8 protein-coding genes are annotated in these 11,890 nt (G+C 71.1%); 2 read left to right on the plus strand and 6 right to left on the minus strand.

Translation table 11 applies throughout. The features are described 5' to 3' along the window. Window positions 1–134: 134 nt before the first annotated feature. The 5 genes from ffh to ABZV34_RS00125 form a co-directional block, all read right to left on the minus strand. On the minus strand, window positions 135–1,688 hold the full coding sequence (gene ffh / locus ABZV34_RS00105; RefSeq protein WP_356269925.1) for a signal recognition particle protein: 1,554 nt from the start codon (window positions 1,686–1,688) through the stop codon (window positions 135–137). A gap of 117 nt (window positions 1,689–1,805) precedes the next feature. Continuing rightward, entirely contained in the window at window positions 1,806–4,289 is a 2,484-nt protein-coding gene (locus ABZV34_RS00110) for a [protein-PII] uridylyltransferase (protein WP_356269927.1), read from the minus strand. Between the two features lie 26 nt (window positions 4,290–4,315). Further along, complete coding sequence (locus tag ABZV34_RS00115) at window positions 4,316–4,654, minus strand: P-II family nitrogen regulator (protein WP_054235369.1); 339 nt, start codon at window positions 4,652–4,654, stop codon at window positions 4,316–4,318. Further along, on the minus strand, window positions 4,651–5,988 hold the full coding sequence (locus ABZV34_RS00120; RefSeq protein WP_356269929.1) for an ammonium transporter: 1,338 nt from the start codon (window positions 5,986–5,988) through the stop codon (window positions 4,651–4,653). Before ABZV34_RS00120 ends, ABZV34_RS00115 begins: the two co-directional genes overlap by 4 nt. A 337-nt stretch (window positions 5,989–6,325) precedes the next feature. Then, on the minus strand, window positions 6,326–7,801 hold the full coding sequence (locus ABZV34_RS00125; protein WP_356269931.1) for a hypothetical protein: 1,476 nt from the start codon (window positions 7,799–7,801) through the stop codon (window positions 6,326–6,328). 487 nt (window positions 7,802–8,288) lie between these two features. Between ABZV34_RS00125 and ABZV34_RS00130 the strand changes: the two genes are divergently transcribed. Continuing rightward, the gene (locus ABZV34_RS00130; RefSeq protein WP_356269933.1) at window positions 8,289–8,951 is read left to right on the plus strand and encodes a bifunctional DNA primase/polymerase; all 663 of its coding nucleotides are present in this window, start codon (window positions 8,289–8,291) and stop codon (window positions 8,949–8,951) included. Between the two features lie 130 nt (window positions 8,952–9,081). Here ABZV34_RS00130 and ftsY read toward each other — a convergent pair whose 3' ends face one another. Next, a complete protein-coding gene (gene ftsY, locus ABZV34_RS00135; protein WP_356269935.1) occupies window positions 9,082–10,293 on the minus strand; it encodes a signal recognition particle-docking protein FtsY in 1,212 nt (403 codons plus the stop codon). Between the two features lie 129 nt (window positions 10,294–10,422). Here ftsY and ABZV34_RS00140 point away from each other — a divergent pair, with 129 nt between their 5' ends. After that, window positions 10,423–11,865 (plus strand): cytosine permease, encoded by a 1,443-nt coding sequence (locus tag ABZV34_RS00140; RefSeq protein WP_356269937.1) that lies wholly within the window; start codon window positions 10,423–10,425, stop codon window positions 11,863–11,865. Window positions 11,866–11,890 lie beyond the last annotated feature (25 nt).

The raw sequence follows: 11,890 nt of genomic DNA on the forward strand, positions 1-11,890 counted from the left end.
CACCCTGCGCGCCAGCACGCGCAGGAAGCCGCCGGAAAAGCGCCGGGGGCGCCCCTCCGGCGAGGGGCGTCCCCGGTGACGTACGGGACGGCGGTGGCACACGGGACGTACCGTCCGTCCATGCGTCGGTGCGATCAGTCCATGAACTTCTTGAACTCGTCCGGCAGCTCGAAGTCCTGTCCCTGCTGACCGGCCGGCAGTCCGAAGGCGCCGCCCGGCTGGGCACCGGCCTCGCGGCGCGCCGCGGCCTCCTCCTCCTGCTGCTTGCGCTTCATCGGGTTGCCGGAGCGCTGCTTGCCCTTGGCCTGCTTGACCTTCTTCTTGGCGCGGCCGGGGCCGCCGCCCATGCCCGGAATCCCGGGCATTCCCGGCATACCGCCGCCCTGGGCCATGCGGGACATCATCTTGCGGGCCTCGAAGAAGCGCTCGACCAGGCCCTTGACCGCACTGACCTCGACGCCCGAGCCCTTGGCGATACGGGCGCGGCGCGAGCCGTTGATGATCGTCGGCTCCTGGCGCTCGGCCGGGGTCATCGACTTGATGATGGCGGCCGTGCGGTCGACGTCGCGCTCGTCGAGGTTGTTGATCTGGTCCTTGATCTGGCCCATGCCCGGGAGCATGCCGAGCAGCTTGCTGATGCTGCCCATCTTCCTGACCTGTTCCATCTGGGACAGGAAGTCGTCCAGGGTGAAGTCCTGGCCCTTCTTGGACGCCAGCTTGGAGGCCATCTTCTCGGCCTCTTCTTGGCTGAACGTCTTCTCCGCCTGCTCGATCAGGGTGAGCAGGTCACCCATGTCGAGGATGCGGGAGGCCATCCGGTCCGGGTGGAACGCGTCGAAGTCGTCGAGCTTCTCGCCGTTCGACGCGAACATGATCGGCTTGCCGGTGACCGAGGCGATGGAGAGCGCGGCACCACCGCGGGCGTCGCCGTCGAGCTTGGAGAGCACCACGCCGTCGAAGCCGACGCCGTCGCGGAACGCCTCGGCGGTGTTGACCGCGTCCTGGCCGATCATCGCGTCGACGACGAAGAGGATCTCGTCGGGGCTGACCGCGTCGCGGATGTCCGCGGCCTGCCGCATCAGCTCCTGGTCGATGCCGAGGCGGCCCGCGGTGTCCACGATCACGATGTCGTGGACCTTCGTCTTCGCGAACTCCATGGAGTCCCTGGCGACCTTGACCGGGTCGCCGACGCCGTTGCCCGGCTCGGGCGCGTAGACGGCGACTCCGGCACGCTCGGCGACGACGCTGAGCTGGTTCACGGCGTTCGGGCGCTGGAGGTCGGCGGCCACCAGGAGCGGCGAGTGGCCCTGGTCCTTGAGCCACTTGCCGAGCTTTCCGGCGAGCGTGGTCTTACCGGCGCCCTGCAGACCGGCGAGCATCAGCACGGTGGGCGGGTTCTTGGCGAACCGCAGACGACGGGTCTCGCCGCCGAGGATCGTGACGAGCTCGTCGTTCACGATCTTCAGGACCTGCTGGGCCGGGTTCAGCGCCTTGGAGACCTCGGCGCCGAGGGCACGTTCCTTGACGTTCTTGATGAAGGTCCGCACGACCGGCAGGGCCACGTCGGCCTCGAGGAGCGCGATACGGATCTCGCGTGCGGTGGCGTCGATGTCAGCTTCGGACAGCCGGCCCTTGCCCCGCAGGTTCTTGAACGTCGCTGAGAGGCGATCGGAGAGAGTATCGAACACGGCGCTCGTCTGTCCTCAGGGGTCGGGGGCGATGGGAATCGCCCTCCAGGGTATCCGGCCGCGTGCGGTGGGGTCTCCACCGCGTTCGTACGAGCCCGGGGGCGGCCTCGGTCCCGGTCATCCCCGCAGCATCTCCTCCAGCCCACGGGCCACGGAGGCGGCCTCCTCCCCCGGCAGTGGGGTGCCCTCCGTTCCGGTCACGTAGAAGGCGTCCACGGCGTTGGCGCCGAGCGTGGAGACGTGCATGCTGCGCACCCGTACGCGCGCGTCCTCCAGGGCGCGGCCGATGCGGTGCAGCAGGCCGGGGGCGTCGTGCGCGCGGACCTCGATGACCGTGGCGTGCCGGGAGGCCGCCGGGGCGACCGTGACCCGGGGCGGCGGCGCGATGGTTCCGCGGCGCCGCGGATAGGCCGCGTCGCGCTCGGCGAGCCGGGCGGCGATGTCCAGGGAACCGTCCAGGGCACGGACGAGGTCGGCGCGCAGCCGGGCGGCCTGCGGGAGTGAGCCGTACTCGGCGGCGACCCGCCAGTTGAGCAGCAGCACCGAGCCCCGCACACCGTCGGGCAGGTCGAACGCGCGCAGCTCGGCCGTGCGGACGGTCAGGCGGTGCATCGCGAGGACCCCGGCCACCGCGGGCAGCACCCCGGGCTGGTCGGGGACGGCGATGAGCAGTTCCACGCCGAGGGGTTCCGGATCTCCTGAGGGTTCCTCCTCGGTGGGCGGCTCGGCCTGCGCGCGCAGGGCCAGGACCGGGCCGCCGGTGCGGAAGGCCTCGATCGCGAGCCGTTCCTGCTCGGCCGTGGGGGCCGCCGCCTCGGGCTCCTCGGGGGCGTCCCCGGCGAGCACGGCGGCGACCCGTTTCACCAGGTCGGTGACGAGGGAGCCGCGCCATGAGGACCAGGCGGCGGGCCCGGTGGCCAGCGCGTCCGCCTCGGTGAGCGCGTGCAGGAGTTCGAGGGTGCCCTGGGAGCCGACGGCGTCGGCGACCGAGCGGACGGTCGCCGGGTCCTCCAGGTCGCGCCGGGTGGCCGTGTCGACGAGCAGCAGATGGTGGCGTACGAGGGTGGCGAGGACGGCCACGTCGGCGCGGTCGAAGCCGATCCGGGTGGCCACGTCGCGGGCGATGATCTCGCCCGCGACGGAGTGGTCGCCGGGCCAGCCCTTGCCGATGTCGTGCAGCAGGGAGGCGACGAGGAGGAGGTCGGGGCGGCCCACCCGGCGGGTCAGCTCGGAGGCGCGGACGGCCGTCTCGATGAGGTGGCGGTCGACGGTCCAGATGTGCACGGCGTTGCGCTGCGGCCGGCAGCGCACCCGCTCCCAGTCGGGCAGCAGCCGGGTGATCAGGCCCTCGGCCTCCAGCGCCTCCCAGACCTCGATGGTCGGCCGCCCGGAGCCGAGCAGGGTGACGAGCTGTTCCCGGGCCTCGGCGGGCCAGGGTGTGGGCAGCGGGCGCGCGACGGCGGCGGCCATGCGCCGCACGGCGTGCAGGGACAGCGGGAGTCCCGACTGCGCCGCTGCGGCCGCGGCGCGCAGCGGGAGCACGGGGTCGCGCTCGGGGCGTGCGGCGCGGGCGAGGACCACCTCGCCGTCCATCTCGACGACGCCCTCGGCGAGGGGTGAGCGCTCGGCCGCGGGTTTGGCGCCGCCGCCGAGCATGGCGCGCAGCCGCGGCCGTACGGCGCGTGACTTGAGCACGCGCCCGACCTCGCGCCAGGTGACGTCACTGGCGTACGAGACGACGCGCGCGGCCTCGTAGACCTGGCGCAGCAGGGTGTCGGCGTCCAGCAGTCCCAGTTCCGCGGCGACCTGGTCCTGTTCCTGGAGCGCGAGCCGGTCGGTGGCGCGTCCGGTGGCCAGATGCAGCGCGTCGCGTACGTCGAGCAGGCGCCGTCGGGCGTCGGCGAGGCCCTCGCGGGGCGCGTCGGCCAGCCAGGAGGCGGCGACGGCGCGCAGGGCGGTGGCGTCGCGGAGACCGCCGCGGGCCTCCTTGAGGTCCGGTTCCAGCAGGTACTGCAGTTCGCCCTGGCGCTCGGCCCGCTCGACGCAGAGTTCCTGGAGTTCGAGGAGACGTTTGGGGGCCTGGTTGCGCCAGTCGGCGAGGACGGCCGTACGCAGTGAGGCGGTGAGGCCGAGGTCGCCCGCGATGTGGCGTGCGTCGAGCAGCCCCAGTTGGACCTTGAGGTCGTCGCCGGCCGTCTTGCGGGCCTCGCCGGGGGTACGGACGGAGTGGTCGAGCGCGAGACCGAGGTCCCAGACGGGGTACCAGACGCGGTCGGCGAGGGCGGCGACCGCGCCGGAGTCGCCGCCGTCGTGCAGGAGGAGCAGATCGAGGTCGCTGCGCGGGGAGAGTTCACCGCGGCCGTAGCCGCCGACGGCGACGAGCGAGACCCCGCGCAGGCCGTCCCGTCGCCCGCCGCCGCCCTTGCCGCCCTGGGTGCCCGCGCCGAAGAGGCCGGTCAGCCACTCGTCCGTCAGTTCGGCGAGGGCGGCACGGCGCGGCGGCCCGGACCGCGCCCCCTCCTGGAGGAGGCGCAGCCGGGCCGCCGCGTAACCGCTGGGTCCCGAGTCCTCTGCTTCCGTACGCATGCCCGTACTCGTCACCCAGCGCTCCTGTTCTGTTCTTCCGCTCAGAGCGCGTCCGGGCCGCGCTCGCCGGTCCGGACCCGGACGGCCGTCTCGACCGGGATGGACCACACCTTGCCGTCACCGATCTTGCCCGTGCGGGCCGCCTTCACCACGACGTCGATCAGCTGCTCGGCGTCGTCGTCCTCGGCCAGCACCTCTATGCGGATCTTGGGGACCAGGTCGACGGTGTACTCGGCACCACGGTAGACCTCGGTGTGTCCCCGCTGGCGGCCGTAGCCACTGGCCTCGGTGACCGTCAGACCATGCACCCCGAAGGCCTGCAGGGCCTCCTTGATCTCGTCGAGCCGGTGGGGCTTCACGACGGCGGTGATGAGCTTCATGCGTCCACCTTCTTGCTGTGCGTGCCCGCGAGGGCGGAGACCGAGCCGCCGACGATGCCGCCGCCCGCTCCGCTGAAGTCGTATGCGGTCTCGGCGTGCTCGGCCTGGTCGATGCCCGCGATCTCCTCGTCCTCGCTCACCCGCATGCCCATCGTCCTGTCGATGAGGAAGGCGAGGATCGCGGAGACGACGAGGGAGTAGCCGAGGACGGCGAAGACGCCGGCGCACTGCTTCCAGAACTGGGTGAGGCCGCCGCCGTAGAAGAGGCCCTCGACGGTGGACTGGCCCTTGCCGCTGGCGAAGAAGCCGATCAGCAGGGAGCCGATGACACCGCCGACGAGGTGCACGCCGACCACGTCGAGGGAGTCGTCGTAGCCGAACCTGTACTTGAGGCCGACGGCCAGGGCGCAGACCACACCGGCGATGGCGCCGACGGCGATCGCGCCGAGCGGGGAGACCGCGCCACCGGACGGGGTGATGGCGACCAGACCGGCGACCGCGCCGGAGGCGGCGCCCAGCGTGGTGAACGCGCCGTGGCGGATCTTCTCGTAGATGAGCCAGGCCAGCATGGCGGCGGCGGTGGCGACCTGCGTGTTGACGAACATCAGCGCGCCGACGCCGTCGTCGTTGCCGAGCCACGAACCGGCGTTGAACCCGAACCAGCCGAACCACAGCAGACCGGAGCCGAGCATCACCAGCGGGAGGCTGTGCGGACGCATCGGGTCCTTCTTGAAGCCGACGCGCTTGCCGATGACCAGGATCACGCCGAGCGCCGCGGCACCCGCGTTGATGTGGACGGCCGTACCACCGGCGAAGTCGATGACGCCGAGGTCGAACGCCCAGCCGCCGGTGCCCCAGACCCAGTGGGCGACCGGGAAGTAGACGACCGTGGCCCACAGCGTGATGAACAGCGACCACGCCGTGAACTTCACCCGGTCCGCCAGCGCACCGCTTATCAGCGCGGGCGTGATGATGGCGAACATCAGCTGGAAGATCATGAAGACGAAGATCGGGATGGTGTATCCGGGCCACAGCTCCGTCAGGCCGACGTTGCTGAGGCCGACCCAGTCCGAGGTCCAGCCGATGAAGGAGCCCTTGTCCGTGCCGAAGGCGAGGGAGAAGCCGTACAGGACCCACAGGATCGTGATGATCCCCATGCTGATGAAGCTCATCATCAGCATGTTCAGGGTGCTCTTGACCCGGACCATGCCTCCGTAGAAGAAGGCCAGGCCGGGGGTCATGATCAGCACCAGGGCGGAACAGATGAGCATGAACCCGGTGTTGGCGGCCGAGAGCTTGGGAGCTTCTGCGGCTAGCGTGATGGCTGGTGCCATCGGCGTCTCCTCGTCGTTGGTACGGCCCCGTGCGGGCGAAGCCTGAGCGGTCATGAGGGGTGGGCCGGTTATGCGCCATGAGATTGACGCAGCGCGGTTTCGGTCGACGCCCCTCGATGTTTCGCCGCAGTGACGAAGGCGTCTCGTGTGTTACGCGTGCATGAACTGCCCGATACCGGGCGGAGCGATCGTTATTGTTGCGCAACCTTCCCCGGATACGAAGAAACCGGCCACGGCCGGTCGTCCGATGACCTGGCATGGGGGAGCCGAGTCGGGCAGTTCGGGACGGCCGGCCGTGGCCGGGGTACTGGGATCGGACCGCTTGCGCGGCCTGGGCTCAGACCGCTTCCGCGGTCTCCGGAAGGTCCACGGCGAGCTGCTCGGCGAGGTCCACGACCTCCGCGAGCTCACCGAAGTCACGGACGGCCGTGTCGACCGTCTTTCGGATACGAGTGTTCACGCGCTCCGAGCGCACTTTCCTGGCGACCGCCATCGCGTCCTTGGCCAATACCGCACTCTGTTCGGGCTCGCGCCGCAGCAGGTGCACGGTGGCCATGCCGATGAGGTTGAGTGCGTACGAGCGCTGGTGTTCGGTGTCCTTGGCGAAGAGGTCGACGGCCTGCTGCATCAGGGGCTCGGAGAGCGAGGCGTAGGTGGGACTGCGGCCCGCGACGTAGGCGAGGTCACGGTAGGAGTGCGAGTTCTCGCCGTGCAGTTCGGCCTGCGAGAAGAAGCGGATCCAGTCGGGATCGGGGTCGTCCCAGTCGTGGACGTCCTCGAAGCTGTCCTCGGCCATCCGGACGGCACGCTTGCACTTTCCCGGCTGTCCCATGTTGGCGTAGGCGCGGGCCTCCATCGCATACAGCATGGACTGGGTGCGCGGGCTCGCGCAGTCCCGGCTCCCGTACTGCGCGAGGTGGATCAGTTCCAGCGCGTCGTCGGGCCGGCCGAGGTGGATCATCTGGCGGCTCATGCTGGAGAGGATGTACGAGCCCAGCGGCTTGTCGCCGGCCTCCTTGGAGGCGTGCAGGGCGAGCACGAAGTACTTCTGCGCGGTGGGCTGGAGACCCACGTCGTAGCTCATCCAGCCCGCCAGCTCGGCCAGCTCGGCGGCCACCTTGAACAGCCGCCTGCTGGTCGCCGCGGGCTGGGGCTCCTGGAGCAGGTCGGTCACCTCGTGCAGCTGTCCGACGACCGCCTTACGCCGCAGACCGCCGCCGCACTGGGCGTCCCACTGGCGGAACATCACGGTGGTGGACTCCAGGAGGTCCAGCTCCGGTGCGGAGAGGCGGCCGGCGCGGCGGGCGGCGGCCGGGTGCTCGGGCTCCTCCGGGGGCGGGGGCGGGGTGGGCACCAGCCAGCGCTGCATCGGTTCGATGAGGGACGGCCCGGCGGAGAGGGCCAGCGAGCTGCCGAGGAAGCCGCGGCGCGCGAGCATCAGGTCGCTGCGCGAGTACTCGCTGATCAGGGCGACGGTCTGCGGGCCGGTCCAGGGCAGGTCCACACCCGACACGGAAGGTGACTGATGGGCGGCGCGCAGGCCGAGGTCCTCGACGGCGACGACACAGCCGAACCGCTCGGAGAACAGCTCGGAGAGGATCCGCGGAATCGGCTCGCGCGGGTTCTCGCCGTCCAGCCAGCGCCGTACCCGCGAGGTGTCCGTGGAGATGTGACTGGCCCCCAGCTGGCGGGCCCTGCGGTTCACTTGACGCGCCAGCTCGCCCTTCGACCAGCCACTGCGCACGAACCACGAGCCCAACAGCTCATTCGGGCGCTTGTCAGCGTTCACACCGCTTCCGCCGTTGCCGCCCACTGGAACGCCCCCATCCCTGAGACCACTTGTACGCTGCGTGCGCCAAGCCCTATCAGAATGCCGGTAAATACGGCCGCACGTCCGGTGGTTCTCACCCTTCGAACGGGAAGCCGAGTTGCCTCCGGCATACCCACGAGTGCATTCGTCCCCAGGACTCGTGTACTCAAAGTAATCCTACGATCACCCGTCCAGCCATGGCGATCCGTGAAACGCCACCTTTCGCCACCCCTTCGAATGAACTCCGGATCGCCAGTACACGATTCACTTGACATAGGACAGCCAGAAGTGGGCGCAACGGTGCACACAGGGGCGCGCAGAGCGGAACGCAACCCCTGGAGTGCTCCTACGCGCCGCCGAGGCCGCGCGGCACCCGGGGGCACGAGCACAGACACGGACGCGGACAGAGGCACAGGCGCGAGCGAGCACAGTGAGTAACGGATTGCATCCGGGTCGTAACCATGGGTGCGTCGGACCCGTTGGAGGGGGCATGGGCTTCACGATCGGCAGCAGCCGGGGGATTCGCGAGATCCGGCCCGGCTCCCGCCGCCGCGGCCGCTCGTCGGAGTGCACCGCGGTGGCCGAGTTCACCGGACTGTGGGGGTGGGACGTGGTTCCCGGCGCCCGGGCCGCCGCGGGGGCGTGTTCGTGCGGAAGGGCCGGCTGCTCCGCGCCGGGGGCGCATCCGCTGGACTTCGCACCGGTGATCCCGGCGGGCGCGACGCTCGCCGAGGTGTCCGAGGCCTGGTCCGAGTTCCCCGGTGCCGCGATGATGCTGCCGGTCGGCCGCGCCTTCGACGTGATCGACGTCGCCGAGCCCGCCGGACGGCGCGCGCTGGTCCGGCTGGAGCGGATGGGGCTGCCCACGGGCCCCGTGACCGCCACCCCGGACGGCCGCGCCCACTTCTTCGTCGCCCCCGGCGCGGCCGCCGAGCTTCCCGAGCTGCTCTACCGGATGGGCTGGGACGACGCGTCCCTCGACCTGCACGGCCTGGGCCCCGGTACGTTCGTCACGGCGCCGCCCTCCGATCGCGCGGGCCTCGGCCCGGTCCGCTGGCTGCGCTCCCCCGCGCTGGACTCGGCGACCAGGCCGCCGCAGGCGCGCCTGCTGCTGGGGACGCTGGCCTACGTGGCGCACCGGTCGCGCGCGTAACCACGGCCGGCGCCCGTCGGCAGGACGAAGCGCCGGGTACGACGAAAGCGGCCCGTTCCCCCGATACGACGAAGCGTCCGTTCCCGTCGCACCGCGGGAACGGACGCTTTCCTGTGCGCCTAAGCCGGGATCACTCGCCAATGAGCGCGTCCACGAACGCCTCGGGCTCGAACGGGGCCAGGTCGTCCGCGCCCTCGCCCAGACCCACCAGCTTGACCGGCACGCCCAGCTCGCGCTGGACCGCGATCACGATGCCGCCCTTGGCGGTGCCGTCCAGCTTGGTCAGCACGATGCCGGTGATGTCGACGACCTCCGCGAAGACCCGCGCCTGGATGAGACCGTTCTGGCCCGTCGTGGCGTCGAGGACGAGCAGCACCTCGTCGAGCGGCGCGTGCTTCTCGACGACACGCTTGACCTTGCCGAGCTCGTCCATGAGGCCGGTCTTGGTGTGCAGGCGCCCGGCGGTGTCGATGAGGACGACGTCCGCGCCCTCCTCGATGCCCTCCTTGACCGCGTCGAAGGCGATCGAGGCGGGGTCGCCGCCCTCGGGGCCGCGCACGGTGCGGGCGCCGACGCGCTCGCCCCAGGTCTGCAGCTGGTCGGCGGCGGCGGCACGGAAGGTGTCCGCGGCGCCCAGCACCACGTTCTTGCCGTCGGCGACGAGCACGCGGGCGAGCTTGCCGGTGGTGGTGGTCTTTCCGGTGCCGTTGACGCCGACGACCATCACGATGCCCGGGGTGTCGAGGTTGGAGTCGGTCTTGACCGTCCGGTCGAACTCGGGGACGAGGATCCGCAGGAGTTCCTCGCGCAGCAGCGAGCGCAGTTCCCCGGGCGTGCGGGTGCCGAGCACCTTCACGCGCTCACGCAACCGCTCGACCAGGTCCTGGGTGGGCCGCACGCCGACGTCCGCGGTCAGCAGCGTGTCCTCGATCTCCTCCCAGGTGTCCTCGTCGAGGTGCTCGCGCGAGAGGAGGGTGAGCAGCCCCTTGCCGAGCGCGTTCTGCGAGCGGGAGAGCCGTCCGCGCAGCCGCACCATGCGTCCGGCGGTGGGCTCCGGGATCTCGATCGCGGGCGCCTCGATGACAGGCGCGGGTTCCTCGACGGCGACGCCGGACGGCGACGAGCCGTCCGGAAGGTCCACCTCCTCTATCGTCCGGCGCGCTTCGTCGCGCGGGGTCTCGGCCTCGTCGCCGAGGTGCGGCTCGGCCGGAGGGGCGGTGATGTCGGGCGTGGTGGGGGGCGCCGGGGGCAGCGGCTTCTTGCGGCGACTGCCGATGACGAGCCCGCCGAGTGCGCCGATCACGACCACGGCGATGACTACAGCAAGGATGACGGTTTCCATAACGCCCCCAGTATCAGTCATCGCTCCCCGGGGAGGGAGATTCCCTTGCCGGGGAGGGAATCCGTGACCTCATACGGGAGCAGGAACACAGGAAAGGCGACAAACCGACATAATCTATGATCATTGCCCATGAGCACCGCCGAGCCCTCCGATGGCGCCCTCGAAACGCGTGGCATCGAGCCCGTGCCGAACTCCGGGCGGCATGCGAGAACCCGCGACCTCTTCCCCACCTGGGTGGCGGCCAACATCACCGTCCTGCTGCTGACCATGGGCGCCACGCTGGCCGTGTCGTACGGACTCGGCCTCTGGCAGAGCCTGGTGGTCGCCACCGTGGCGCCGACCCTGTCGTTCGGCCTGGTCGGGTTCATCGGCATCGCGGGCAAGCGGGGCGGCGCGCCCGGCATGACTCTGTCCCGTGCCGTCTTCGGCCAGCGCGGGAACCTCCTGCCCGGCTCGCTGATCTGGGTCTCGCGCTGGGGCTGGGAGACGATCAACGCGGTGACCGGCGCCTACGCCCTGCTGACCGTCCTGGACATCTTCCTCGGCATCAGGAGCAACGCGTTCCTGATGCTCGTGGCCCTGCTCATCTTCGTGGTCGCGACGTTCGCGATCTCCGGCCTCGGTATCAACGCCGTGCACCGGTGCAACAGGTGGGCGGCCTGCCTGTTCGCCGCCTTCTCCCTCCTCGTCCTCGGCCGCCTGGCCGCCAGGACGGACTGGGACGAGGTCCTGCGGGGGCCGGCGGGACCGACGCACCTGATGATCACGGGCATCGGGCTGATCGCGGCGGGCGGGATCAGCTGGGCGCCCTCGGCTCCGGACTTCACGCGCTATCTGCCGCGCGGGGCCTCGTCCGCGGCGATCGTGTACTGCTCGCTCGGCGGCGCCGTCGTGGTCGTAGTCCCGCTGACCCTGATGGGCGCGGTCATGGCGGTCGCCACGCCGGACCTGGCCTGGGCCGCCGACCCGGTCTCGTTCCTCGGCGCCGCCCTGCCGCCGTGGCTGGCGGTGCCCTACCTGCTCATCGCGCTGGTCGGCATGGTGCTGATCAACGCCATGTCGATGTACTCGGCGGGCTTCACCGCGCAGAGCCTCGGCGTCAGGCTGCCACGCCCCTGGGCGGTCGCGGTCAACGCCGTCGTCTCGCTGCTCCTCGGCGGCGTCCTGATGCTGGTCGCGCCCTCCTTCATCGGCTCGTTCCTCGCGTTCCTGACCCTGCTCGCGGTCACGTTCTCGGCCTGGGCCGGTGTCTTCGGCGCGGACATGCTGCGCCGCCCGGCGTACGACGCCGGGGCCCTGCTCGACACCACGCGCGGCAGCGCCTACTGGTACCGGGGCGGCTTCAGCCCGGCCGCGGTCGCGGCGTGGGCGGTCGGCCTCGGCTGCGGACTGCTGTTCACCACGTCCGACTGGTTCACGGGCCCGCTGGCGACGGGTAATCCGGTCGGCGCGTACGGCCTCGGCTGGGCCGCGACGATGGTGACCTCCTTCCTCCTCTACGCCGTCCTGCCGAAACCCCCGGTGGCCCCCGGGGCGGAACCCGCCGAAGAGCTCGCGACTATGGCTGTCTGACGATCCGTCAGCTACCGTCCCCCTC

Source organism: Streptomyces sp. NPDC005195, assembly GCF_040608315.1.
GTDB classification, from domain to species: domain Bacteria; phylum Actinomycetota; class Actinomycetes; order Streptomycetales; family Streptomycetaceae; genus Streptomyces; species Streptomyces kaempferi.